Annotated in this window: 24 protein-coding genes and 1 pseudogene; 14 read left to right on the top strand and 11 right to left on the bottom strand. The window is 60.9% G+C overall.

Features of this window, described 5'->3' with window-relative positions; all coding sequences use genetic code 11:
• Nucleotides 1–337: 337 nt before the first annotated feature.
• The 6 genes from AC0QUY_RS31985 to AC0QUY_RS31960 form a co-directional block, all read right to left on the bottom strand.
• Complete coding sequence (locus tag AC0QUY_RS31985) at nucleotides 338–1,528, bottom strand: extracellular catalytic domain type 1 short-chain-length polyhydroxyalkanoate depolymerase (RefSeq protein WP_475390150.1); 1,191 nt, start codon at nucleotides 1,526–1,528, stop codon at nucleotides 338–340.
• A 5-nt stretch (nucleotides 1,529–1,533) separates the two neighbouring features.
• A complete protein-coding gene (locus tag AC0QUY_RS31980; RefSeq protein WP_475390149.1) occupies nucleotides 1,534–1,953 on the bottom strand; it encodes a CopG family transcriptional regulator in 420 nt (139 codons plus the stop codon).
• A gap of 228 nt (nucleotides 1,954–2,181) precedes the next feature.
• A complete protein-coding gene (locus tag AC0QUY_RS31975) occupies nucleotides 2,182–3,270 on the bottom strand; it encodes a TRAP transporter substrate-binding protein (RefSeq protein WP_475390148.1) in 1,089 nt (362 codons plus the stop codon).
• A gap of 167 nt (nucleotides 3,271–3,437) precedes the next feature.
• On the bottom strand, nucleotides 3,438–4,526 hold the full coding sequence (locus AC0QUY_RS31970) for a TRAP transporter substrate-binding protein (protein WP_475390147.1): 1,089 nt from the start codon (nucleotides 4,524–4,526) through the stop codon (nucleotides 3,438–3,440).
• Nucleotides 4,527–4,709: 183 nt separating this feature from the next.
• On the bottom strand, nucleotides 4,710–5,843 hold the full coding sequence (locus tag AC0QUY_RS31965; protein WP_475390146.1) for an Mrp/NBP35 family ATP-binding protein: 1,134 nt from the start codon (nucleotides 5,841–5,843) through the stop codon (nucleotides 4,710–4,712).
• Nucleotides 5,844–6,020: 177 nt separating this feature from the next.
• Nucleotides 6,021–6,458: a VOC family protein gene (locus AC0QUY_RS31960; RefSeq protein WP_475390145.1), complete on the bottom strand. Its 438-nt coding sequence runs from the start codon at nucleotides 6,456–6,458 to the stop codon at nucleotides 6,021–6,023.
• A gap of 158 nt (nucleotides 6,459–6,616) precedes the next feature.
• Between AC0QUY_RS31960 and AC0QUY_RS31955 the strand changes: the two are divergent.
• The 4 genes and pseudogenes from AC0QUY_RS31955 to AC0QUY_RS31940 form a co-directional block, all read left to right on the top strand.
• Nucleotides 6,617–7,504, top strand: a pseudogene (locus tag AC0QUY_RS31955) (NAD(P)-dependent oxidoreductase); the annotation flags it as partial.
• Between the two features lie 202 nt (nucleotides 7,505–7,706).
• Nucleotides 7,707–9,308, top strand: a complete 1,602-nt coding sequence (locus tag AC0QUY_RS31950; RefSeq protein WP_161855364.1) for a sensor histidine kinase — start codon at nucleotides 7,707–7,709, stop codon at nucleotides 9,306–9,308.
• A 46-nt stretch (nucleotides 9,309–9,354) separates the two neighbouring features.
• Nucleotides 9,355–9,558 (top strand): DUF1289 domain-containing protein, encoded by a 204-nt coding sequence (locus AC0QUY_RS31945; protein ID WP_161855365.1) that lies wholly within the window; start codon nucleotides 9,355–9,357, stop codon nucleotides 9,556–9,558.
• Between the two features lie 28 nt (nucleotides 9,559–9,586).
• Entirely contained in the window at nucleotides 9,587–10,138 is a 552-nt protein-coding gene (locus AC0QUY_RS31940; protein ID WP_475390144.1) for a TIGR02281 family clan AA aspartic protease, read from the top strand.
• Nucleotides 10,139–10,220: 82 nt separating this feature from the next.
• On the opposite strand, the gene AC0QUY_RS31935 is transcribed toward AC0QUY_RS31940, so the two are convergent.
• Complete coding sequence (locus AC0QUY_RS31935; protein WP_475390143.1) at nucleotides 10,221–11,279, bottom strand: class I SAM-dependent methyltransferase; 1,059 nt, start codon at nucleotides 11,277–11,279, stop codon at nucleotides 10,221–10,223.
• A gap of 374 nt (nucleotides 11,280–11,653) precedes the next feature.
• Between AC0QUY_RS31935 and AC0QUY_RS31930 the strand changes: the two genes are divergently transcribed.
• Both AC0QUY_RS31930 and AC0QUY_RS31925 read left to right on the top strand, forming a co-directional pair.
• Complete coding sequence (locus tag AC0QUY_RS31930) at nucleotides 11,654–12,130, top strand: hypothetical protein (RefSeq protein WP_475390142.1); 477 nt, start codon at nucleotides 11,654–11,656, stop codon at nucleotides 12,128–12,130.
• A gap of 364 nt (nucleotides 12,131–12,494) precedes the next feature.
• The gene (locus tag AC0QUY_RS31925; protein WP_161855369.1) at nucleotides 12,495–12,689 is read left to right on the top strand and encodes a hypothetical protein; all 195 of its coding nucleotides are present in this window, start codon (nucleotides 12,495–12,497) and stop codon (nucleotides 12,687–12,689) included.
• Between the two features lie 36 nt (nucleotides 12,690–12,725).
• On the opposite strand, the gene AC0QUY_RS31920 is transcribed toward AC0QUY_RS31925, so the two are convergent.
• A complete protein-coding gene (locus AC0QUY_RS31920) occupies nucleotides 12,726–13,208 on the bottom strand; it encodes a MarR family winged helix-turn-helix transcriptional regulator (RefSeq protein WP_475390141.1) in 483 nt (160 codons plus the stop codon).
• A 175-nt stretch (nucleotides 13,209–13,383) separates the two neighbouring features.
• Here AC0QUY_RS31920 and AC0QUY_RS31915 point away from each other — a divergent pair, with 175 nt between their 5' ends.
• From AC0QUY_RS31915 to AC0QUY_RS31900, 4 genes are read left to right on the top strand one after another with little or no spacing between them, the layout of a single operon-like run.
• A complete protein-coding gene (locus AC0QUY_RS31915; protein ID WP_161855370.1) occupies nucleotides 13,384–13,902 on the top strand; it encodes a flavin reductase family protein in 519 nt (172 codons plus the stop codon).
• Between the two features lie 53 nt (nucleotides 13,903–13,955).
• Nucleotides 13,956–15,188, top strand: coding sequence for an acyl-CoA dehydrogenase family protein (locus AC0QUY_RS31910; RefSeq protein ID WP_475390140.1), 1,233 nt, complete (start codon nucleotides 13,956–13,958; stop codon nucleotides 15,186–15,188).
• 27 nt (nucleotides 15,189–15,215) lie between these two features.
• The gene (locus AC0QUY_RS31905) at nucleotides 15,216–16,241 is read left to right on the top strand and encodes an amidohydrolase family protein (protein WP_475390139.1); all 1,026 of its coding nucleotides are present in this window, start codon (nucleotides 15,216–15,218) and stop codon (nucleotides 16,239–16,241) included.
• 43 nt (nucleotides 16,242–16,284) lie between these two features.
• Nucleotides 16,285–17,661 (top strand): MFS transporter, encoded by a 1,377-nt coding sequence (locus AC0QUY_RS31900; protein WP_475390138.1) that lies wholly within the window; start codon nucleotides 16,285–16,287, stop codon nucleotides 17,659–17,661.
• A gap of 117 nt (nucleotides 17,662–17,778) precedes the next feature.
• On the opposite strand, the gene dusA is transcribed toward AC0QUY_RS31900, so the two are convergent.
• Entirely contained in the window at nucleotides 17,779–18,774 is a 996-nt protein-coding gene (dusA, locus tag AC0QUY_RS31895; RefSeq protein WP_475390137.1) for a tRNA dihydrouridine(20/20a) synthase DusA, read from the bottom strand.
• A 133-nt stretch (nucleotides 18,775–18,907) separates the two neighbouring features.
• On the opposite strand from dusA, the gene AC0QUY_RS31890 reads away from it, so the two are divergent.
• Nucleotides 18,908–20,002: a site-specific integrase gene (locus AC0QUY_RS31890; RefSeq protein ID WP_161855375.1), complete on the top strand. Its 1,095-nt coding sequence runs from the start codon at nucleotides 18,908–18,910 to the stop codon at nucleotides 20,000–20,002.
• Nucleotides 20,003–20,411: 409 nt separating this feature from the next.
• On the opposite strand, the gene AC0QUY_RS31885 is transcribed toward AC0QUY_RS31890, so the two are convergent.
• Both AC0QUY_RS31885 and AC0QUY_RS31880 read right to left on the bottom strand, forming a co-directional pair.
• Nucleotides 20,412–21,116: an adenylate/guanylate cyclase domain-containing protein gene (locus tag AC0QUY_RS31885; protein WP_161855376.1), complete on the bottom strand. Its 705-nt coding sequence runs from the start codon at nucleotides 21,114–21,116 to the stop codon at nucleotides 20,412–20,414.
• 4 nt (nucleotides 21,117–21,120) lie between these two features.
• Complete coding sequence (locus AC0QUY_RS31880) at nucleotides 21,121–21,627, bottom strand: Pycsar system effector family protein (protein ID WP_161855377.1); 507 nt, start codon at nucleotides 21,625–21,627, stop codon at nucleotides 21,121–21,123.
• A 306-nt stretch (nucleotides 21,628–21,933) separates the two neighbouring features.
• On the opposite strand from AC0QUY_RS31880, the gene AC0QUY_RS31875 reads away from it, so the two are divergent.
• Genes AC0QUY_RS31875 through AC0QUY_RS31865 form a run of 3 tightly spaced genes read left to right on the top strand, consistent with a single transcriptional unit; the run spans nucleotide 21,934 to nucleotide 25,174 of the window.
• On the top strand, nucleotides 21,934–23,466 hold the full coding sequence (locus AC0QUY_RS31875) for a nucleotidyl cyclase domain-containing protein (protein ID WP_161855378.1): 1,533 nt from the start codon (nucleotides 21,934–21,936) through the stop codon (nucleotides 23,464–23,466).
• A complete protein-coding gene (locus AC0QUY_RS31870; protein WP_161855379.1) occupies nucleotides 23,467–24,255 on the top strand; it encodes an E2 domain-associated cysteine-rich protein in 789 nt (262 codons plus the stop codon).
• Between the two features lie 10 nt (nucleotides 24,256–24,265).
• Nucleotides 24,266–25,174: a TIR domain-containing protein gene (locus tag AC0QUY_RS31865; RefSeq protein ID WP_161855380.1), complete on the top strand. Its 909-nt coding sequence runs from the start codon at nucleotides 24,266–24,268 to the stop codon at nucleotides 25,172–25,174.
• The last annotated feature ends 26 nt before the right edge of the window (nucleotides 25,175–25,200 follow it).

Genomic DNA, 25,200 nt, shown 5'->3' with positions numbered 1-25,200 from the left:
GATATCTTTGCCTATATCGAGGGCTTCTACAATCGGACTCGTCGTCACTCCGCCATCGGCTTTATCAGCCCGATCGAGATGGAGCTAAAAGCAGCTTAACCCTGTCCATTTTTTCGGGGGAAGATCAAATTGCATTGCGGAAATGACCTCTGCTTCAATCGATAGCGGACATAGCGCGTGACTGGCCCCGTGCCACGCTGACTTCGCCTTCGGGTCAACAGGCGACCTCGGCAACCCATCAGGCGCTAGTCCGCTCCACCCCACAAACCGGACATCTGCGCGCTCGTCACGCAAGTCAGCAACGGGCCAGAGACTGACTATCTCTGGTCTGTCACCGCTACGCTAGCGAATGCTCGAGGAAAAAACGCAGCATCTCTCTTGTTGCGTCCGGTCCTCGCGGGTCAGTATAGGAGCCCACGGAGCTTCCCCCCGACCATGCGTGTCCGGCTCCGTGGATGCTCCAGTGCTCGAAGACGTGGCGCCCACTGGCATCGCTATGGACGGTACGAGTATAGGCGTGACCTCCAGCCACCTGCCCGCGATGCACGTTTCTCTCCGTGCGCGTTGCCTCGATGGACTGCTTGATAATTTGATCGCCATTGTTTGGGTGCACTGTACTGTCGCGATCGCCATGAAAAACAATGGTCGGAACAGTTGGCCGGTCGGTTAAAACCGCCCGATCGTCGAAGCCGCCGCCTTGTCGCATGGCGAGGAACGCAGACGGAAGGTCGATGGCGGCACCACATGCGAGGCCGGAATGTACACCAACGGCCGCGTATAGATCGCCATATGTTGCTCCCATGATGGCGGCTGCGGCCGCTCCGGCCGAAAGTCCGGCAACGTAGACTCGCTTTGGATCAACTGAGTACTCGCGCATGATTTGGCGCGTGATCCCCGCGATAAGCGAGGGTTCGCCGGTGTCACGCTGCTGGTCGGTGGTGCGAAACCAGTTCCAGCATTTCGCCTGATTTGCCTCGCTGCGCTGCGCGGGATAGACTACAAAGCAAGGTTGCGTTTCTGCGACAAAGTTCATTCTCGTGCCGGCGGCGAAATCTTCCGGCGATTGGGTGCAACCGTGGAGCATGACGATCAACGGAAGCGGTTGCCCATGATAACCACTCGGAATGAAGAGCCTGTAGGCACGGCTTCCTGCAGAATTGCTATAGCTACCGTCGATAAATCTCGCACGCTCCGGCACGATGTCGCGCGACGACAGCGGAGTCCGCTTGGTTGCACCCCGCAATCGGAGCCCAGCAAAATTGTTTGTGCGATTTGACGGTGCGTTGAACTCGCGCGGTTGAGTGGAAGTGGTCCGCGGTAACTGCGAGCTCTCCGTTTCCTTAACCCAATTTGCTTTCGCGTCTATTATTGACGGCGTACCTCCTGGGAGGGCGATGGGATCGGTGCGGAATGTCGCGTCCGTCGTCCTTTCACCGCGAAGCATGTGCTGGAGAAGTGCCGTGGCCTCGACGAGTCGGCCCGCGCGGGTGAGACTTGTAGCTTCGCGAATGATGTCCTGGTTGAGCATCGTCATCACCGCGTCCTGTCGGCGAGCGCGGCTTTCACCGCCGGACTGGCATGGAGGGCTCCGAGCACCGAGACCGAGGCAATCGTGGCGCGAGCAAGCTCCGGCGTGACATCATTGGCAATTGTCGCAAGGCCCAGCACATTGATGTGCAGCATCTCGCCGGCTCGTCGCACCGTCTCGAGATCCTCACGGCTGTAATTCCGCAGACCCAGGTCAAGACTTTTCCGAGCAGTCGACTGTTTGACCACATCCGCATGACGTTCGAGCTGGTTGCGGATGGCTGTGCGAATGAAATCGGTTCGGTTCGAGTAGAACCCTTCCTGGACCATGAGGTCGACGTGCCCAAGGTCGACATAACCCAGATTGATCGTGATTTTTTCCGTATCGGCCGGCTTCGGTCGGAGTTCGCGGACATTATTCGACATTGTTTACCCTCCATGCACCATCCGTATAGATGGTACATGGATGTCGGCACGGGAATCTTCAAGGGCGTCGTGCCAAGATATTCGCCCTTGGCGGGCCATTACGCCCAGGAAATGCCGGTCCACCACTTGAAGCATGGTCCAAGTTCGCGGGCCGACCAGATATGGAAAACCCCGGGGCTTCCGGGGTTTTGTTTGTCGTGGCCGCTGCGACGCGATCAGCCTCGAAGATCAGCCTTGAGGATTGCGCGCCATAAAGCTGTCGTAGCCGAGCTCGGCGACCTGGAACCACTGGTATCCGTTGGTCGTGAACGAGTTCATGGACTCCAGCACCTTCTTGAAATTGGGGTTGGACGCCGCGGTCTCGGCGTACAATTCCTTGGTCGCTTTCAGGCAGGCCTGCATGATCGGCGGCGAGAAGCTGTGCAGCTTGGTGCCGCCTGCCAGCAGTTTCTTCAGCGCCGGCGGGTTGCCCTGGTCGTACTTGGCCATCATCCAGCTATTGGCGGCCTGGCCGGCCTGCTCGATGACGCTCTGATAGTATTTCGGCAGCGAATTCCACTTATCCAGGTTGACGAGGCCGAGCAGCATCGGGCCGCCTTCCCACCAGCCGGGATAGTAATAATGCGGCGCTACCTTGTTGAAGCCGAGCTTCTCGTCGTCATATGGCCCGACCCATTCCGCCGCATCGATCGTGCCCTTTTCGAGCGCGGGATAGATGTCGCCGCCGGCGAGCTGCTGCGGCACGACGCCGAGCTTCTGCATCACGCGGCCGGCAAAGCCGCCGATGCGCATCTTCAGGCCCTTTAGATCGTCGACGGTGTTGATCTCCTTGCGAAACCAGCCGCCCATCTGGCAGCCGGTGTTGCCAGCCAGAAACGACGTGACGTTGTAGCCCTTGTAGAACTGGTTGAGCAGGTCCCTGCCGCCGCCCAGCATGTACCAGGCCTGGTTAAGGCGCTGGTTGGGACCGAACGGCACCGCCGTTCCGAAAGCAAATGTCGGGTCCTTGCCAAAGTAATAATAAGACGCGGTATGGCCTATCTCGACGGTGCCGTTCTGCACGGCATCGAGCACCTGCAGGCCGGGAACGATTTCGCCGCCGGCGAAGGCCTGGATCTGGAACTTGTTGTCGGTGGCTTCGCCAACGAGCTTGGCCATCAGCTCCACCCCGCCCCACAGGGTGTCGAGCGATTTCGGCCAGCTGGCGGTCAGGCGCCATTTGAGCTCCGGCATCGATTGAGCAATAGCGGGGGCCGCCAAGGTCGCGGCGCCGGCCGCGCCAATACCGGTCACTTTAAGAAAATCTCTTCTTTTCATTGAATCCTTCCCTGTTGGTGATGCGTGCCATGGCCTTCTTGGCGAGGCCTTCATAGCCACCATGGAACAATCGGTTCCGGATTTCCATCCCGAACTATACGGGCAAACAAAAAAGCCCGGCCTTCCTAGCGAAGGCCGGGCCCCTTTTTCTACGACTTAAGACGTAATCAGCCGCGGGTGCGCGAGCGGATCATGAAGCTGTCATAGGTGTATTCGGCAACCTGCCACCACAGATATTGGTCGGAGCGGTAGGCCTGCATCGCATCGATCGACTTCTTGAAGTCGGCGTTCTTGCCGGAGATCTCGGCCCACAGCTCGTTGGTCGACTTCAGGCAGGCTTCCAGCACTTCATTGGTGAAGGGACGAAGCTGGGTGCCGCCGGCGACCAGACGCTTCAGCGCGGTCGGATTCTGCATGTCGTAGCGCGCGTTCATCCAGGTGTTGGCGTGCGCGCAGGCGTTGGTCAGAATCGCCTGGTAGTTCTTCGGCAGCGAATTCCACTTCTCGAGATTGACGAAGGAGTGGATCATCGGGCCGCCTTCCCAGAAGCCCGGGTAGTAGTAGTACTTCGCGACCTTCGCGAAACCGAGCTTTTCATCGTCATAGGGGCCGACCCACTCGGCCGCATCGATGGTACCCTTTTCGAGCGCCGGGTAGATTTCACCGCCGGCGAGCTGCTGCGGCACGACGCCGACCTTCTGCAGAACCTGACCGGCGATGCCGCCGATGCGCATCTTCAGGCCCGAGAGGTCGGCAACTGTCTTGATCTCCTTGCGGAACCAGCCGCCCATCTGCGAGCCGGTGTTGCCAGTGGGGAAACCGATCACGCCGAACTTCTTGAAGAACTCGTTGCCGAGCTCCATGCCGCCGCCCTGGTACCACCAGGAATTCTGCTGGCGCGCATTGAGGCCGAACGGGACCGAGGCGTAGATCGCAAAGGTCGGGTCCTTGCCGACGTAATAATACGAGACGGTGTGGCACATCTCGACGGTGTTGTTGGAGGTCGCGTCCAGCGCCTGCAGACCGGGAACGATTTCGCCGGCCGCGAACACCTGGATCTGAAACTTGTTGTCGGTCATCTCGGCGACGTACTTCGCCACCTGCTCGGCACCGCCATAGATGGTATCGAGCGACTTCGGGAAGCTCGACGTCAGGCGCCATTTGATCTCAGGCGATGATTGCGCGATCGCCGGCGAGGCAACGGCTGTCGCGGCAGCACCGGCCGCTGAAACCTTCAAAAAATCACGACGCTTCATTCAAGTCTCCTTAAGACGGGACGTTTCCATATTCCTGGAGCATGTCCTCCGGCGGGGCGAATTCCGCGTCATCCGGGGCGCTCTGGCGGGGCGGCTTTAACACGGAAGTTGGCTAGCGAAAACGCGACAAAGGCATGACTGCACTGATTAAAACCAAAGTCTTATGGGGGTCATAAGGCGAGCTTACGCCGCGGCAATGGCGCCCTGAAGCTGGTCGCGAACCCTGGTCCCGATGGCCCGGTAGATCGCGGCATGCGGCCCGGCCGGCTCGCTCACCACCACCGGATTACCTTCGTCCGAGGTGGTGCGGATCGACATGTGCAAGGGGATCTCGCCCAGGAATGGGACACCCAGCCGTTCCGCTTCATGCCGCGCGCCGCCATGGCCGAAAATGTCCGAGCGCGTGCCGCACTCCGGGCACTGGAAATAGCTCATGTTCTCGACAATGCCGAGCACCGGCACGTTGACCTTCTTGAACATCGCAAGGCCCCTACGCGCGTCGATCAGCGAGAGGTCCTGCGGGGTCGAGATGATCACCGCTCCCTTCAGCGGCACGTTCTGCGCCAGCGTCAGTTGCGCATCGCCAGTGCCGGGCGGCATGTCGACGACGAGAATATCGAGCGTGCCCCACGCGACATCGCGCAGCATCTGGGTGATCGCCGACATCACCATCGGTCCGCGCCAGATCATCGCGGTGTCTTCCTCGACCAGGAAACCGATCGACATGATCGACAGCCCGAAGCGCTTGATCGGAATCATCTTCCTGTTGTCGTCGAGTTGCGGCTTCTCGCTGATGCCGGTCAGCCGCGGCACCGACGGGCCGTAAATGTCGGCGTCGAGCAGGCCGACGCGCAGGCCGAGGTCGCGCAGGCCGAGCGCCAGGTTGAGTGCGGTGGTCGACTTGCCGACGCCGCCCTTGCCCGAGGCGACCGCAATGACGGCGGCAACGCCTGGAATTTCGGCTTGCCGGGACATCGGCGAGGCCGCGCCCTGCGGCGGTCGGTGGGCGGAAGCGGGTTGCACGCCGTGTGAATGCCGGTGCGCCGCGGGCGCCGCCTGCGGCGACCCCGGCTTGCGCTCGGCGGTGAGCGCGATCATCGCGGTGCTGACGCCGGGAATTGCGCGCACCGCCGCTTCGGCCTGCGCGCGCACGCTTTCCCAGGCTCTCGCTTCGGCGGCGTCGACATTGATGGAGAAGAACACCTTGCCATCGGTGACCGAAATCGCCGACAGCACGTTGGCATTGGTCAGGGGCACGCCACGGGGCGAAGCCACCTGCTTAAGGGAATCGAGAACCTGTTGCTGCGTTACGCTCACTCGCGCATCTCCTGAAGCCCCTGCGGCTCCGATTGAGAACCGGGCCCTACTCGCTTGTATCGACGCGCTTTCTTGACGCGGCCCGATCCGCCCCCGGAGCAAATCCGCGAGCGGGGCTGCGTTCCAAAACGCCTTGCCCGTCCGATGCGACCCAATAGAGCGGTTCAGCGCAAAAGGCTACCTCGCGCCCACGTCGTCCTGCCGCTCGGCGGGGGCCGCAGCGGTCTTTTCCTTGGCGGCCTCGTAGTTCAGTTCGATCATGACGCCGTTGGGGTCATTGACGAAGATCTGCCAGAGGTCGCCGCCCGGAACCTGCCGGGAGTCGTAGGCCATGCCCTTCTGTTCCAGCCGCTGCTTCATGCCGTCAAAGCCGTAGCTCGCGAATGCGACATGGTGGACGACGCCGGAATCCGGCTTCTGCGGTTCCTCGGTCTTGGAGATATCGACGAGGTGCACCACCGCCTTGCCCTCGCTGTACATCCACGCCCCGGGGAATGCGAAGTTGGGCCGGGCGCCCTTTTCCAGGCCCAGAATGTCCTCATAGAACCGTACCGTATCGGCAAGGTTGCGGGTCCGGATATTGAAATGATCGAGCACGCCGACACTGACGCCCATGCGATGTCACTCCCTTTTTTGTGAGGTTCTTGAGGGACCTATCCTAACACGAATCCGGCCCCGCCAACCAACGAAGGCGTTGCCCTCCCCTGCGCAGCGGGTATGGTGCGGCTCCTCCAAAAACACCGTCCGGCCGGCCCAACGTCGCCGGCCAAAACTCCAAGGTATCGCACATGGCTAAAGTCGCTTTTCTCGGTCTCGGCGTAATGGGTTTCCCCATGGCAGGCCATCTGGTGAAAAAAGGCGGCCACGAAGTGACCGTGTACAACCGGACCGGAGCCAAGGCGAAGGAATGGGCGGACAAATTCGGCGGGCGTACCGCGCCGACGCCGAAGGCGGCCGCCGAAGGTCAGGATTTCGTAATGTGCTGCGTCGGCAATGACAACGACCTGCGCGCGGTCACGATCGGCACCGAGGGCGCGTTTGCCGGCATGAAGAAGGACGCCATCTTCGTCGATCACACCACCGCCTCCGCCGAGGTCGCCGGCGAGCTCGATGCCGCCGCCGTCAAGGCGGGCTTCAAGTTCATCGACGCGCCGGTGTCCGGCGGTCAGGCGGGTGCGGAAAACGGCGTGCTGACAGTGATGTGCGGTGGCAAGGAAGACGCCTATGCCGCTGCCGAGCCGATCATTTCCGGCGCCTACGCAAGGATGTGCAAACTGCTTGGGCCCGCCGGCGCCGGCCAGCTCACCAAGATGGTCAATCAGATCTGCATCGCAGGCCTGGTCCAGGGCCTGTCCGAGGGGATTCACTTCGCCAAGAAGTCGGGGCTCGACGTCCCCTCGGTGATCGAGACCATCTCCAAGGGCGCGGCGCAGTCCTGGCAGATGGAGAACCGCTACAAGACCATGAATGACGGCAAGTTCGACTTCGGCTTTGCGGTGGAATGGATGCGCAAGGATCTCTCGATCTGCATTGCAGAGGCTCGCCGCAACGGCGCCAACCTGCCGGTGACCGCCCTCGTCGACCAGTTCTACGCCGAGGTCGAGAAGATGGGTGGCAAGCGCTGGGATACGTCGAGCCTTTTGGCCCGGCTGGAGCGCTGAGTTAAAGAATCAGGTTAAGGCGACGAGCCAGACCCCCGCTTCTTGTCCTGTCGGAAGCGGGGGTTCCCTCCACTCGACTGGTTAATTTTAACTTCCCGTTAACGAGAATTTTTAGCTCTTTAAGTCATCGCTTAATGATTTCGCGGCACAGATAGACAATGCAAGAGCCCGCGCGGTTCGCGGGCAGGATTTGTGTTGTTCGATGAGTAACGCCGCAGAAAAGCCTGAGGTTGTCCAGCTTCCGGCGGAAGCGCAGGTCGCACCACCGGTGAATACGCGGCGCGTGGCAGCACAACGGGTGCGCGAGGCGCGCGATCGGTTAACGTCGACCAGCGGAACGCGCCCCGCTTTCGATACCGAACTGCTCCGGCAATACGCCCAGACCCGGGTATCGGCTTCCTTCGTCGTCATGCTGCTGGTGGTTGCGACCGGCGTGCTGTTCGGCCTCTGGAAGTATATCGTGCCGGCCGCGGTCTGGACCTTCGGCATGCTCTGCATCCATGCCGCGATCATCCGCAACTGCAAGCGTTTCCTTCGCGAGCAGCCCACGCTTGCCGAAACGCGCAAATGGCAGACGCGGTTCGTGCTGCTCGACCTGCTCTACGGCCTGTGCTGGACTGCGATCCTGCTGCATCCGGCCGGCCTCGACACCGTCTCGAACACGATGATGATGTTCCTGATGCTGCTGGTGATCGCGGTGTCGAGCATGCTGGCGGCGACACTGCCGATCGCGGCGGTGGCGGCAACCGCGCCGGTGACGGCCGCGATCGCGCTCAACTTCGTGATGGGCGGCACTTTCGATAATTACGCCCTCGCACTGCTGGCGGTCGCCGCCGAATGCTATTTTGCGCTGCTGGCCCATCAGCTTCATTCGACGACGCTGCAGACCCTGGAAGCGCGCGCCGAAAAGGACGCGCTGATCGGCGAGCTCGAACAGGCCAAGGCGATCTCGGACGAAGCGCGGCACCGCGCCGAATCCGCCAACGTCGCCAAGTCGCGCTTTCTGGCGCAGATGAGCCACGAGCTCCGCACGCCGCTGAACGCGATCCTCGGATTCTCCGAGGTGATGAAGAGCGAGATTTTCGGCGCGCACGCCGTGGCGGTCTACAAGGAATACTCCGCCGACATCCACCATTCGGGCGTCCACCTGCTCAATCTCATCAACGAGATTCTCGATCTGTCGCGGATCGAGGCCGGCCGCTACGAACTCAACGAGGAAGCGGTGGCGCTCGTGCACGTCGTCGCCGACTGCCATCATCTCTTGAAGCTGCGCGCGAGCAGCCGCGGCATCACTATCCACGAGGTGTTCGAGCACGGCATGCCCCGGATCTGGGGCGACGAGCGCGCCACGCGTCAGGTCGTGCTCAATCTCATATCCAACTCGATCAAGTTCACCCCGCCGGGCGGCGACATCTGGCTCAAGGTCGGCTGGACCGCATCCGGCGGCCAATATCTCAGCGTCAAGGACACCGGCTCCGGCATTGCCGAGGACGAAATCCCGATCGTGCTGGCCTCGTTCGGCCAGGGCTCCAACTCGATCAAATCAGCCGAACAGGGCGCAGGCCTGGGCCTGCCGATCGCCAAGAGCCTGATCGACATGCATGGCGGCACCTTCACGCTGAAATCGAAACTGCGGATCGGCACCGAAGTCATCGTCACCTTCCCGCCGGAGCGCGTGATGAGCGCGCTGGCGCCAATGGCCGAGGAGGCCCCGCCCCTGCAGCCGGAACCCGCCGTCACGGCGGCCGACGAGAAGCGGCGGGCGCGCCACAAACCGATCATGAGTGCCGGCACGGGACTATGACCGCAAGCGCTTGCGCAAGGGATGTAAACCACTTCACTATCAGCGAATGAGCAAAGAAACGCCGTGTATCGCAGTCTGTATGATGGATCCCAAAACCAAACTCTGCTTCGGCTGCGGACGAACGTTGCCGGAGATCGCGCGCTGGCACCGCATGGAAACGGCGGAGCGGCTGGCCGTGATGGAAGGGCTTGCGGCGCGCATGGCGGACGCCGGTCTGGTGCCGATACCGCCGCGCAGCGAGCGCGGCTGATCACCGGGCGAACCTGCGGAGGCGCCAAGTGATCCGCATCCTGCTCGTCCTGGCGATGCTCGCGGCCACCGCCGGCGCTGTCGTCGCCTATGGCGATCCCGACCAGATCGCGCGCGCCGGCAACTCGGTATCGAAAATGCTGCGGCAACGCAGCCTGGAGCCGGCGCCCGCCGTGGAGATCGCGCGCGGCAGAGCCGGCGAATTCGCGCTCCACGCCAAGATCAACGGCGTCAAGGCGCCGATGGTGATCGACACCGGCGCAACCTCGGTGGTGCTGACCTGGGAAACGGCGAAAGCGATCGGCCTGCCGATCGAGATGCTCGAATATAATGTCGATGTCGAAACCGCCGGCGGTCACACCAAGGCGGCGCGGCTGACGCTCGATCGTCTCGCGGTCGGCGCGCTCGTCGAAAAATCGATCCCGGCGCTGGTGGTGCCGCGCGGGCAGATGAAGACCAACCTGCTTGGCATGAGTTTTCTGGACCGCCTGGAAAGCTGGGGCGTGCAGGCCGACAAGGTGATGCTGCACGGCTATCCCGACGTCGCCGGCCGGAGCAAGCGCCGCACGGCGGCGAATTAGCGCGTCGTCGGTTCTGATCGAACCAGAACCGACAATGCTCTAGATTCTTATTTTGACGCGTTTTCTTCGCAGCTCTGATCGGTCAACGCACTTCGAAGATCATGTTGAACGGCGTCTCGGTCGCGCGGCGAAAGCGCTTGAAGCCCGCTTCAGTCGCCACCTGCCGCAATCTGCTTTCACCCGCCTGCGCGCCGAGCCCCAAGCCCACTTCCTGAGAGAGTGAGGCCGGCGTGCAAATGAATGTCGAGGCGTGATAGAAGATGCATCCCACCGGGTTGAGATTATCTTTGAGATTGTCATGAGCAAACGGCTCGACGATCATCCACGACCCATCCTTGGCCAGCGTTTCCTTGACATGCTTGCCTGCACCCACGGGGTCGCCCATGTCATGCAGGCAATCGAAGAACGCCACCAGATCATAGTCTTTCGCCGGAAAATCCTTGGCACTGGCCTGCGCGAACGTAATGCGGTCCCCAACTCCCGCTTCCTGCGCCAAGACCTTCGCGCGTTCAATCGAAGGTTTGTGGTAATCGAACCCGAAGAACTCTGAATTGGGGTAGGCCTGCGCCATCACAATCGTAGAGGCGCCGTGGCCGCATCCGACATCGGCCACCCTGGCGCCAGCTTTCAATTTCGCTTCGACGCCTTCGAGCGTCGGAATCCAGTTCGAAACCAGATTGGCGTTATAGCCCGGCCTGAAGAAGCGTTCGGTGCCGGAGAAAAGACACTTCGAATGCTCGTGCCAACCAACGCCTTTGCCAGTTCGAAACGCTTCGGCGACTTTTGGTTCATCGAGATAGGTGGCCTGCACGACATCGAATGCACCGGCAAAGAAAGCTGGCGACCCCTCTTCGGCGAATGCCATGGCTTGTTCCGCCGAGAGTGAGAACGCATTTTTTTCGGGGTGGTAGTCGATGTATCCAGAGGCGGCCTGCCCGGACAGCCATTCGCGCACATAACGCTCATGCAGACCAGTCTTCCTGGCGAGCTCGGACGGAGTGACCACAGCACCATCCGCCATCGCCTTGTACAGCCCGAGGCGATCGCCGAGCAGTATGCTTGCGCCGCCCAGTGAGATGCCGAGGTCGCCGACCAGCTTTGCTACGAGCGCGTTCAACTTTTCAAGATTTGGTTCACGCATTGCAGCTTTCTCCACTCTTTGAGAACAGCCCCAGCGTTGGTTAAACAAACCTAGGACGACTGACGGATTTCAAATGTGAAGGGGTTCACGGTTCCACGAATGGCCGTGCGCCGACATCGATCATCACCGGATCGATGTACGTTTTGTGCCATAACAGGACCCATGCACCGCATAACGGCACCTCCGCTCATGCGCAGGCGTTCGTCGCCAGAACACCGCATCCGCTAAAGAGATGGCTGCCGCCGGCAAAGCCAAACGGTTAACCCTGTCGGCAAACGCCCTGTACGAGGGTCGGGTTGTTAAGTCAGCCGCCGCCAAGTTGCCTCATTAGATCGGAGAATTTTCACCGGCACAAATTTAAGCCGGAGGACATCATGCTGAGAATGGTGTCGTTGGGCCTCCTCATCCCATTGGGTGTAGGCGTACTGGCGGCAATGGAACTCAGAGCTCCACCGCGTAGTGCAGTGGTGATCGTCCAGCCCCTCGCCGAGACAGGCGCAGGCATTTCCGATTCACATGGTGCGCTGGCGAAGGCTGATCGACTTGAAAGTACCGCTGCGAGCAGCGAGACGCCAGCACAGCCTGCTCTAGTCGACGAACGCATTTCTCCGTCGGAAGGCGTCAGTATCGGTTCTTCGGAGCCCCCGAGGGTGATCAACCGCCATCGGCACGCTCCCAAATCAAAGAAGGTCGCTACCGCTGCCCTTCCTAAGCCGAAGCCAAAGCCAACCGATATCAAGCGAACTACCATTTCCGAGCGGTCAAAAGCCGCCAGCGCCACCGAACCCTGTCGGCTGAGCGCGTTTGGTGGCTTGCGCAAGGCTTTGAATTCAGTCGACTGCGAAATTTGATTCAGCGAACATAATTCCTCCTGGAACGGCTTCGGTCGCTCTCTTCAGAACTTGATGAGCAAGCCCGACCTCAGGCCCAATCCACCCGAAGCGGACGAGGTCTGCTTCGGATCACTCGCGTCGTTTTGGTGTACCGATCACATCTGGTCTGCCCCGACAAACAGACATCCGCTGTCGGACGTCTCAAAGGTGCCAGGGGCGGAAGCGATGCAGACCCGCGGCGTCGCGAAACGGCGATTGTGCGACACATCGAAAGCGGCTCGGTTAAACCACTTCCCTGTCTAAGGAGAGTAGCCGCCGCGCCGGTCCCTCCCCATCTTGGATGCGGGGGAAGCACCTCCTCGTGTGCCATCGGAGATGGGCAATGAGCATGAGAACCTTTTGCACGCTTGCCGCCGCCATCTTTGCCCTGATCGCAGTTCTGCAGTTGATCCGGATTGTGATGGGATGGTCCGTCACCTTGAACGGCGTAGATGTGCCGTTCTGGGCGAGCTGGATTGCAGTTATCGTAGCGGGCGCGTTGAGCTTCGTCGGCTTCCGCGCCGCCATGCGCAGCTAATGGCCAGCAGAGCCCGATCGCGCTAATGCGAAAAAGTCAGGCTTTGGTCTTTGCCGCCTTGCGCGCCTTGTTCGCTTCCTCGATCTCGGGTTCGAGCGATTTCAGGCTCTCGTAGATCTCGGCCAGGACCGTCTTCAGGTCGGAAATGTTTTTCGACGGGAAATCGCGAACCGCGACCTCCTCGAAGTGGATGGCGATCGGGATCAACTCCTCGACTAGTGTGCGCCCCTTCGGGGTGAGGTTGATCGCGACGGTGCGGCCGTTGTCCTTCAGCCGCGCGCGCGTGACGAGGCCACGGCGTTTCATCTCGCCAACCAGCCGCGACAATGTCGATATCTCGATCGTCGTCATCGCAGCGAGATCGCCGAGCCGCTGATCGCCGGTTTCCCACAGCGCGGCCATCACGCGATACATCGGCAGGGTCACGCCATAACCGGCAATGCGCCTGGAAAACAGCTCACCCATCTGCACGCCGACGCGGTTGAGCAGATACGGAAAGGAATTTGTCAGCCTGTACAAGGTCTTGCAATCCGTGCTGTCGCAATTGTTGCGACCCTCCAATAGCTGGGCGCCGATCGCTTTTCAAGGCAATTGTTGCATTTGAAAATTTCCGCTTGACTGATATTTGCAACTGCAACTATTGTTTTGGAAAGTTAAGCCGCGGAGAAGAGCGGACCGTTCAGTGGAGGAAACCATGTCGCTGGATTCGGCATCCGACGAATTGCGGGAAACGTTCAAGCGCGCGTTGCGGCGATTTCCCGCCGCCGTGTCGGTCATCACATCGTCAGACCAGAACCGCCGCCACGGCATGACGGCAACCGCGGTAACCTCGCTGTCGCTTGACCCGCCTTCCCTGATCGTCTGCGTCAACCAGCAGACGCTGCTGCACGACATCATGCTGCTGGCGCGCCGGTTCTGCGTCAACGTGCTGCGCCGTGATCAGGTCACTCTTTCATCTGCCTTCAGCGGCGCGCTCCCGGCCGAAGAACGGTTCGGGCTCGGCGACTGGATGACCTCTGCAGAGGGCGTCACCTATCTCGCCGATGCGCAGATCAACATCTTCTGCAAGAAGGCAGCCGCCGTCCCCTACGGCACGCACACCATTTTCATCGGCGAAGCCGAGACCGTGAACGTCCGCGATCCGATCGAGCCGCTGATCTACCAGGATGCGACCTACTGCTTCTCGGTGCCGCACGACAGCCAGGCTGCGTGAATCCGCCTGCCGCCAAGCCGCCTTTCAGACAATCGAAGATACGGAGCAAACCAATGGTATCAGTCGCCCAGTTGAAGGACGTGCCGGCGCTATCAGCCCCTCGCCCCGACCTTGCCGAGTTGCGCAGCCGCGTGGCGCAGATCGCGCCGCAGATCAAGGCGCGCGCCCACAATACCGAGAAGGCCGGGCGCGTTCCCGAAGAGAACATCACCGCATTGCGCCACATCGGCTATTTCGACATCGTCAAGCCCGCGATGTTCGGCGGCTACGAGTATGATTTCGACGTGCTGGTCGAACTGAACATCGAGCTGGCGAAAAGCTGCGCCTCGACGGCGTGGGTCGGCGGCCTGCTCGCGGCCCATCAATGGCTGATCGCGGGATTTCCGGAAGCCGCGCAGCGCGACGTCTGGGACACTAATCCCGATGCCGTGGCCTGCGGCTCCTACGCGCCGGCCGCCAAGGCGATCGAGGTCGAGGGCGGCTATCGCTTGAGCGGCCGCTGGTCGTTCGCCAGCGGCTGCGACAACGCGCAATGGTCGCTCTGCGCGGCGCTGTTGCCGTCGAAGACAGACAGCGGCCAGTTTGCGCCGGCCTTCCTGCTGGTCCCTGCCTCCGACTACGTCATCGACGATACCTGGAATGTCGTTGGCCTCAGCGGCACCGGCAGCAAGACGCTGGTTCTCGCGGACGTGTTCGTACCGGCGCACCGCCTGTTGTCATTCGCCGACACCACGTCCGGAAAGACGCCGGGCGCCGCACTCTATGCCGCCAACCCGGCCTTCTCGATCCCGATGCTGTCGAACATTCCCTCCTGCCTGGCATCCACCGCGGTCGGCGCCGCCGCCGGCGCGCTGGAGGACTATCTCGCCGTCACCGCGCGGCGCGTCACCCGCGGCGCGGTGGCCGGCCACAACAATCGCATGGCGGAATTTCCAACCATCCAGTTGCGGGTGGCCGAAGCCACAGCCTCCGTCGACGCCGCGCGCGAAGTGCTGCTGCGCGATCTTCGCGACCGTGCGGCAACCATCCGTGCCGGCAACCCGGTCTCGGTCGAGGACCGTATCGTCAGCCGCCGCGGCCAGGCGTTCTCGGTCGCACTCGCGATCCGCGCCAGCGAAGCGCTGAACGCCTCGACCGGCGGGCTAGGCCTCGATCTTTCCAATCCGGTGCAGCGCGCCTGGCGCGACGCCAATGCCGTCGGCCGCCACATCAGCATGAACTGGGACGCCGTCGGCACGATGTACGGCCAGCTCGCGCTCGGGCTGACGCCGCAGGGACAGTACTAATCAACATCGGACATCAGCGAGGACGACATGCAGGGCAAGATCGCACTAGAGGAACATTTCGCCATTCCGGACACGCTGATGGATTCAGCGGGCTTCGTCCCGGAATCCTACTGGCCGGAATTGAAAGACCGCCTCCTGGACATCCAGGACAAGCGGCTGGCGCAGATGGACCAGCACGGCATCGAAATGATGATCCTGTCCTTGAACGCGCCGGCGGTTCAAGCCATTCCCGACGTCGCCCGTGCCAACGAGATTGCGATCCGGGCCAATGATTTCCTTGCCGAGCAGGTGGCAAAACGGCCGTCGCGGTTTCAGGCCTTTGCCGCGCTGCCGATGCAGGATCCGGATCTCGCGATCAAGGAGCTTGAGCGCTGCATCAAAGCGCTCGGCTTCCGCGGTGCGCTGGTCAACGGCTTTTCGCAGATCGGCGACGGCAAGCGTCCCGTCTATTACGACCTGCCGCAATACTGGCCGTTCTGGGCCAAGGTCGAAGAGACCGGCCTGCCCTTCTACCTTCACCCGCGCAATCCCTTGCCGGAAGACTGTGCGATCTATGAGGGACATCCGTGGCTGATGGGCCCGACCTGGGCGTTCGGACAGGAAACTGCCGTGCACGCGCTGCGCCTGATGGGATCGGGCCTGTTCGATGCCTATCCGAAACTGAAGATCATCCTCGGCCACATGGGCGAAGGCCTGCCCTACAGCATGTGGCGCGTCGATCATCGCAACGGCTGGGTCAAGGCACCGCCGAAGCACAAGGCCAAGAAGAAGATCTGCGATTATTTCAACGCCAACTTCTTCCTGACCACCTCAGGCAATTTCCGCACACAAACGCTGATCGATTCAATTCTGGAGATCGGAGCGGACCGCATTCTGTTCTCGGTCGACTGGCCGTTCGAAAACGTCGATCATGCCTCCGACTGGTTCAACAGCGCCAGCATCAGCGAGAATGACCGATTGAAGATCGGCCGACGCAACGCCATCGACCTGTTCAAGCTCGATCTCGGCGAAACCACTGTCGCCGGGAACGGCATCCATCAAGCCGCGGAATAAGCGGTCTTACATGACACCATCACCATCTGGGAGGGATACGGGCATGACTGCGAAGGCAATCGATCTTCACGAGGAACTAGCCGAAGCAAAGGTCGGAAAATTTCACTGGCGCCTCGGCGCCATCATGGGACTGCTGACGCTGTTCGACGGATATGACACGTTCAATCCGGCCTACGTCATTCATTACGTCGCAAAGCCATGGGGCCTTCAGGCCGGCCAGGCGGGCCTGTTGATTTCCAGCGGGCTGGTCGGATTCCTGATCGGGGCTGCGATCCATGGCATCATTGCCGACCGGTTTGGCCGCCGCGGCACCCTGCTCGGAGGCCTGTGGATTACCAGCATCTTCACCCTGCTCACCGCGACCTCGGCGGACTCGTTCCTGTCGTTCTGCATCCTGCGGATCCTGACCGGCATTGGCCTCGGCGTGCTGTTGCCGCTTGCGACCACCTACATCAACGAGCTGGCGCCGCGGCGCGTGGCCAACACCTTTGCGCTGTGGGGCGTCGCGCTCGGCTGGGCGCTGGGCGGCACGCTCGCCGGTGTCGCCGGCGTGTTTGCGACCCCGGTGTTCGGCTGGACGTCGCTCTACTGGATCGGCTCGCTGTCGTTCCTGCTTCTGCCCTTCATGCACCTGATGCTGCCGGAATCGCCAAAGTTTCTGGCCCTGCAGGGCCGCGTCGACGAAATCCGCGACATGCTGACCAGGCTGCGGCCCGAGCGCGCCAATGTCTACAAATCGGCTGAGATTGCCGTGGGAGAGTCCGAGAAGCCGGTCAATTCGGTCGCGACGCTGCTTCAGGCCAAGTATCGCCGGACCACGCTCGCGATCTGGGCGTCGGCATTCCTCAGCCTGTTCTGCATCTTCGGCCTCTCGGGCTGGATTCCGACCGTGATGATGCAGCGTGGCGAGACCTTTGCCGCCAGCTTCGGCTTCGGCGCGCTGATGCAGATCATGTCGTTCGTCGGCGGCCTCGTGCTTGGCCACCTCGTCGACCGGTCCGGCTATAGCCGCGGACTGATCGCGACCTGGTGGGCGTTCGGCGGCCTCGCCGTGCTGTCGCTGGTGGCGATGAACGACCATATCGTCAACATCACCTCAGTCGCCGCCGCCGGCTTCTTCATCATCGGCGCGCAGTTCGTGCTGAACAATTTTACCGCGGCGTCCTATGAGACCGGCGTGCGCGCCACCGCGGTCGGCATGGAGCTCGGGGTCGCGCGGGTCGGCGCCATTCTCGGCCCGTTCGTCGCCGGTGCGCTCCAGCAATATTACCAGAGCCCGACGCCGATGTTCCTGTCGATCGGCATCTCGGCGATCGCCGCCGGCGCGATCATCCTGCTGGCGAAGCGGCCGGCGGCGATCGCTTCCAACAGCCTTGAAGAGACGGCCGGCTTGCGCAAGGTTGCACAACCCGCTTCCTGAGATGAGGCGTCGATGCGGAACGTGCGGCTCCGGGGCGATCTGTCCCGGAGCCGGGTTTTAGTTTTGACGCGTTTTCTTCACGCGAACCGGTATCCACTTCGCTCGAAAACGCTACGCTTACGCCGCAACCGGCTCCGATGCGCGATCTTCGACCAGCGCGACCGCATCGCGCAGCACATCGGCGCCAGCGCCCGGCTTGACGCCCTTCTCCGCGAGATGGCGGCGGAAGGCGCGCGCGCCGGGGACGCCGTGAAATGCGCCGACGAAGTGCCGCGTCATCGAATGCAGCTTTGCGCCCTGCGACAACTGGTCCTCGATGTAGGGCAACATCGCTTCGAAGACGTCCTTCATCGTCGCGTGCGGCGCCGCCTCGCCAAACAATTCCGGATCGACGTCGAGCAGGCGCCACGGCTCCTGATAGGCCGCCCGCCCCAGCATCACGCCGTCGACATGGTCGAGATGCCGCTTCGCCTCCCCGATACTGCCGATGCCGCCATTGATGATGACGGGCACATCCGGCAGCACGGCCTTGAGCCGGTAGACCCTTTCGTAGTCGAGCGGCGGGATGTCGCGGTTTTCCTTCGGCGACAATCCGTTGAGCCAGGCTTTTCGGGCATGCACGACCAGCGTGTCCGCGCCGGCCGCGACCACACCGCGCGCCAGCACGTCGAGCGCTACTTCCGGATCCTGGTCGTCGATGCCGATCCGGCATTTGACCGTGACAGGAATCCTGACCGCGCGCTTCATCGCAGCCACGCCGTCGGCAACCAGCGCCGGCTCCGCCATCAGGCAGGCGCCGAAGCGGCCATCCTTCACCCGGTCGGACGGGCAGCCGACATTGAGATTTATTTCGTCGTAACCGAAATCCTCGCCGATCTTCGCAGCAGTGGCGAGATCATCCGGAACCGACCCGCCAAGCTGTAGCGCCACCGGATGCTCGCTGGCATCGAACCCGAGCAGCCGCCTGCGGTCGCCATGAATAATGGCGCCGGTCGTCAGCATCTCCGTATAGAGCCGCGCACGCCGGCTCATCAGACGGTGGAAGACGCGGCAATGCCGGTCGGTCCAATCCATCATGGGTGCCACAGAAAAGCGATAGTCTTGCAATTCCAATGATTTACCCTACACTCTCAAGAGGATGAAAGAAGAACGTGTGCACTCCCAACTAGACGAAATTGCACACGTTTGTATCCGTTTTGACCTCTCAGTGCACACATAGTGCACACGAAAGCCGGAGTGCACACGCGTGGCGACCTTCACTCAGCTGGCATCTGGAAACTGGCGCGTCCAGGTCCGCCGCAAGACCCGTTATGTGGCCGAGACGTTCCGACGACGCAAGGACGGCGAAGAATGGGCGCTCGAGATGGAGCGCAATATCGACCGCAACGGATCGTCCAAGCCGCGTGCGCTGCGAACGGTTCGAACATTCGGCGACCTGATAGACCTCCATGACCAGGATATGCACGAGGTCGGCAAGCCCCCTCGCCGTTCGAAGGCCGCGGTCATGGAAGCACTCAAAGACGCGCTTGGGACCGTGAAACTACCTCAATTGAACCGCGAGCGCCTGATCGAATTCGGAAGGAAGCGCGCGAAACAAGGTGCCGGCCCCGCGACGCTAGCGATTGACTTGTCTTTCATCAGAACAATCGTATCGCACGCAGCAGCCGTTCATGGAATCGAAGTCTCGGCTGAGGAAGTTCGTTTAGCACGCATTGCATTGAAGCACCTCGATCTTGTGGGCAGAGGGATCGAACGCGACCGTCGGCCTACACAAGACGAAATCGACGAACTCATCGAGTATTTCGAGACCAATCCACGCCAAGTGATCCCGATGGGCCGCATCGTGCGCTATGCGATCGCGACAACTATGCGTCAGGAAGAAATATGCCAGCCGGAGTGGCCTGACGTCGATATCAGGAAGAGGCTTGTCTTGCTTCGAGATCGCAAAGATCCGAGACACAAAATCGGCAATCATCAAAAGGTCCCGCTACTTAACTTAACGGGATATGATGCATGGGAGATTTTGCTACAGCAACGGATCATCACACGAGGCCAAGGCCGCATCTTTCCGCACCATCATAAATCCATCAGCACAGCATTTACCCGCGCATGTGATGAATTGAAGATCGACGACCTGCATTTCCATGATCTTCGTCACGAAGGCACGAGTCGGCTGTTTGAGGCAGGACTTACGATCGAAAAGGTCGCGCTTGTGACGGGCCACAAGGATTGGCGAATATTGCAGCGCTACACCAATCTCAAGCCGGAGGATCTGCACAAACTGCAAAGAGCAGCGCAGCCTTCGATGGAAGAATTCATCGAGACGTTGGCCGCGTCCTAGCAGATCGCCGCCATGAATTATGTGGCCCAGGACTCGTCAAATTGCAGGCTCACTGTGGTTCCTCCATTGGACGACCGTTCCGATAGATCCCGGCTGGAAGATTTCACGGACATCGCGCGCGAGGCGCACACGCTCGCACCATGATGAAGAGCGTGGTCGACCTCTGGCGCCCAGTGCCGGACTACGATAACCACCCGGCGAGACCGAAGTTCACGGCATGCCGGGCCTCGACGACGTCGACCGCTAACGATCGAACCGATGACCGCCGTTGACGACACCGCCTTCACAGCACATATCAAGGTCAATCCGAACGTCCCACAATGCCTGCTTTGGCACTGGGTCCCGCACCGTTCACGGCGCGAATGCTTGTTTTTGATCGGGCGGCGCCGACAACTTGAGCAATTCGTCCTCAAAGCTTCCAAGTCCACGACGACCGGAAGACCCTCTCTACGGGACCGTTAGTCCACCGACGCTCTTCCCACATGGGACGCCCGTCAGAACTAGTCTTGGCCTCAGCGGCGGCGGCATCGTAGGCCGTGCCAGAGATGAACGTATTGAACGGAGGTTCCCGGAGGCTACAGAGCTTCGCGGCGATATTGGGAGCGCGTCCCACCCAGATTAGATCGTTACTATTGCGAACTCCGCCTCGTACCGCGAGCACATCGCTGGTGTCGACGCCAGTACCATGACCCAGCACATGGGTGCCGTCCCGCAAAGCCTCGTACTTTGCTTCAAAGCGAGGCTTTAGGATATTTTTGAACACATAGTTGATCTTCAGGGCGCACTTCACCGCCGATGTGTTCTTCGATCCACCGACGAAGACGCCCATAACTCGATCACCGTCGAAGCTGCGGACTTCCCCGCCAGAGACCTTGATCAGGCGGGACGATGCCGCCAGAAACGCCTTGCATACCCTTGCGGTTACTCTCCTGTCCCACATAGCCAGCTTGGTCGAGTCCGCGAGGTCAGCATAAAGGAAGGTCGCCGAGAGCTTTACCCCTCCTCCAGCAAGCGCAACTGTGTCCGTTGTCGGGACTACCTGGCCGTCCCTAATATTCCAAGCATCCTTCAGGACGCCGCCGACGTCACCTCCGATATCGTCAAGAACTCCCATGTGGCTACTTCAGCGGCCAGGTTGAGCGCAATTGCGCCGCAGCGGCCATTGTTGCGACCCATGGCACAATTGAAAGCATCGTGAGCATAAAGGCGCACTTCAGGAAATCGAACTTCTCTCTCAGAATCGTCGAATTTCGCCAGATCTGCTCGGTCACGTCGTTAACGTGGTCGATGTCGGTTCTCGACGTGAAGCGCTCGCCGAACTCCTTAGCTGACTGCTTTGCGATCGACCGAAAATAGATCATTGAGTTATCGTCGCCGACCAAATGGGGAAAAACGCAGCGATAGACGTAGACGATGCTCGCCACGGCAAGCGCCAGAAATGCCAGGGCAAGGGCTATGACATACCAATGTTCGAAGTCCTCCTTGCGCATGTTGAGGGCTACGAATCCCAGCATGCCCGTGTTGACGGCGAAGAGGAATGAAGCCTTGGCTTCGACCCGCGGAAAAAAGCCCAGAACGCGATCGAGTTGTTTCTCCGATCGTGCGTTTGCGGACTCACTCACCATAGTATTCTTCCCGTGGGCGGGGGCCGATTCGGGGATTCGAAACACGGTTCAATCTCGAAGAAGGCCACACGAAACCGCCACTTTAAAATAGTACCGAAAAGACAACGATATCAACATTTTGTGGCACGGTGGATGATCAGGGTCTTCATCTTGCATTTTCTCGCTAAGAGGTGCAAAAAATGGCCCGTCCCGATACCCTAGCTGATTCGCCACCATCGGTCGCACCGAAGGCGGCATAGGAAGGTGTCGGGCCGAAGTGCTTAGTCGAACAAAGGGTGAATATCGTTGCCCTCGAAGGAGCGTCCCGTGAGCAATTCCTGGAAGTACGACCGCGCCAAAGACGCGATCGACAAGCGTCTGGAAGAAGTGAAGACGGTCGAAATCGTCGACTACAAGCGCGACATGTCGCTGGAGTCGATTCCGACGACCAAGGCCTACCGCGTCGACGGTGTGCACATGTACGCCGACATTTTGAACCTGTCGGACATTCTCGGCACGACCGCCGCCGAGGGCGAGCGCTGCCACAAGCGGGCGCTTCGCTTCCTCAACCTGCATCAGCGGGCGGTTCGCCGGATTCTTGCCCGATGCGATGTCCGGCGCGTCGACTTCCATAACCAGCGCCTTCATTCGCTCGTGACCAAGCCTTACGGCGCGGATGAGGAGAAAAAGCGAGTCTGTCGCGGGGTCGCGATTGGGAAACTGATTATCGACGTGCTCGCCGAGACCGGCGACGACGATGAGGATATTCCGAATGCGAAGGTGCGGATCGGCATCGACACAGGTGTGACGCTCTCCGTCAACAACGGCCGGAGCGGCAACCGCGAGCCGCTGTTTCTGGGGTCTGCCGCGAATCTCGCCGCCAAGCTCGCATCGAACTGGAAAGCCGAGGGAGTCTTCCTGACGAACGTTGCCCGCAAGGCCGCCGGACTGTCGGAAGTCGATGCGGGTACCGAAGGGACGTCTCCCCTCAGCGCCGACGAGATCAAACAGTGCCAGGACGAAGCCAAGCTTGACGTCACTAAGGACGAGATCGTCAAGGAATGGCGGAAAGACAACGAGGAAAACCCCATCGGTTCGTTTGAATTCTCCCGTCCGACGCCACCCTTGCGTAACTTGGATATCTCGGTCCTGACCCCGGCGAACTCGCGACGGATGGAAGCCGTATCGACCTATGCCGACCTCGACGGGTTCACCAAGTACGTCGCCAAGCATATCGACAAGAATGCCGAGGATGTCGTCCGCTGCTTCCATGTAATCCGTTCCGAACTCGATCGCGTCCTTTCGTCCGATTTCGGCGGCCGCCGGATCCGGTTCATTGGGGACTGCATTCACGGGCTTTTGATGGAAGGGACAGCGCACACCACCGATGATGAGGAAACCATCTCAACGGCAACCATTTGCGCCGGGGGGCTGCGAAGCAGCTTCAATCTGGCGCTCGAGCGCCTGGAGGCAAACAAGATCGACATAGACGGGCTGGGTTTGGCCATCGGCTTCGAGTTCGGTGCAATGACGGTCACGAGATTGGGCATGCAGGGCGACCGGGTACGATGTTCCGTCAGCCGCGGCGTGCTGGCGTCCGAGGACGAACAGTGCCGGTGTTCTGGCACGGAAACGGCCATCGGGCAGGAGGCCTACGACGCCGGCAGTGGCGCCGTTCAGAAGCTGTTCGGAAAGAGCCGAAAGATCGCTGGCCTCGATTACGACTCGGCGGTCGATGCCCTTGCAGCCGATGGCGACAAGGTCGCCAAGGCGGCGACTGTTGCAGCCTTCTCGGTATCGGCGCCCGCGATGGCGAAGGCGGTCGAGCAGCCCTTCCGCCCTTACGGCGAACCGGCCTAGATGGCGGACAATCCGCTGAAATTTGTGCGGGACAACGCGAATGCGCACCACGCGGAGCCGATCGACGTCGCCTCCGATTTTGCGACGTTCGACGTCACGCCTCCCATGGTTTCGGGAAGGCCGGCAACTACGTTTCGTGTCCGCGTTGAGCCCGCAGGCGACAGCGTCAGGGTGCGGGAGGAGCGGCCCACACTGCTCCCTTCCGTATGCCCGGAGCGGCACATCAGCCACGATGGCTCGTTCTGCCTGTACTGGCCGGAGATGGAACCGATAACGACGCTCGAAACCGCCGGCGCGGAAGCCTGGTGGAGGAAGCTTTTGGTCTTTCTGAAAAGGCAACAAACAGCCTCCGCGCAGCGCCGATGGCCCGGCAGATCGGATGCCCGTGCTCACGGTCCGGAAGCTGCGCGAAATCAGATGGTGGCCGAAAAGGCCGCTTCGGAACTCGGCCCCCAATTCCGGTGCCTCCTGGATGAAGCACGGCTCTCGTCGGTGCGCAGGAAGGCGGGTGGCGAACCGCGTCTAAGACTGCTCCTCGACGGCCGGCGGCTGATGACGGTGAAGGAGCAAAGCCTTCGACTGATGACCAGGCGCTCGCGGTGCAAATGCGACCATGCCGATGACCTTCGTCTCCCGATTTGTGCGTGTGGTAACCATGAGGAGGCATTGAAGGATCTTACGATCGCGTTGCAACGATGGCGAAAGGCCGAAAGCGACTTCTTCCAGGCGTACAGGGTCCAGGGCGTCAAATGCTGCGGAACGCTCGACGACTGCCCGCTCGCAGCATGAGGACGGCATCGTGATCACGAGATTTCAGGGAGAGCGTGGACGCGCACTGCTGATCGAAGAACTCAGAAAGCACAAGATCGCGATCGGAATCCCCGATCTTCCCGAGGCGTTCGCGGACGCCGGAAAGCTCGAAGCCGTATGCAAGGACCAGTCCCTGATCGAGCAAAACGGTTCGGACAACGATACCTATCTGCTCATCGCCGGGACTTATCGGGTCATAGTCAACGGCAAGGAAGTGGCAAGGCGGTTTGCCGGAGATTCGGTCGGCGAGATGGCTACCATCTCCCCGATCCAGAGGCGTTCGGCGTCGATCGTCTCCGAAGACGACGGCGTCGTTTTGAAGATCACGGAACAGGAATTTTCTGCCCTAGCCGCGCGTTTTCCCGAGGTTTGGCGCCGGCTCGCGCAGGAAGTCGCACGGCGGCTCGAGCAGCGGAATATCTTGATCCGGCCGCCGAACGAAAAGATTCGCGTGTTCGTGATCTCCTCGGTAGAGGCATTGCCCGTCGCAAGGGCCATCGAAAACGCCTTCGCATATGATCCCTTCGCAACTATCGTTTGGGCCAACGGCGTGTTTCGCGTCACGAACTACACTCTGGAGTCGCTCGAGAATGAACTCGACCGGTGCGACTTCGCGATCGCGATTGCCCACCCGGACGACCAGACCAAAGTACGTGACGAGGATTGGCCGACCCCGCGCGACAACGTCGTGTTCGAACTCGGTTTCTTCATGGGACGCCTGGGACGCAGCCGTGCAATCCTGATGGAGCCGCGAGGAACGCGAGTGAAGCTGCCGAGCGACCTGGCGGGCATTAGCACGATACGCTACCGCTTCGATCCGAACGAGGCAGCCGCCAGCATGGGGCCGGCATGCAACGAACTGCGCGATCACATCATGAAATTGGGACGAAATATCTAAATTCAGGATCCGTGGGCGGCCGAAGG

This window comes from Bradyrhizobium sp. WYCCWR15520 (genome assembly GCF_056174665.1).
Note: the sequence above shows the minus strand (reverse complement) of the source record. Positions and strands in the feature narration are given on the sequence as shown.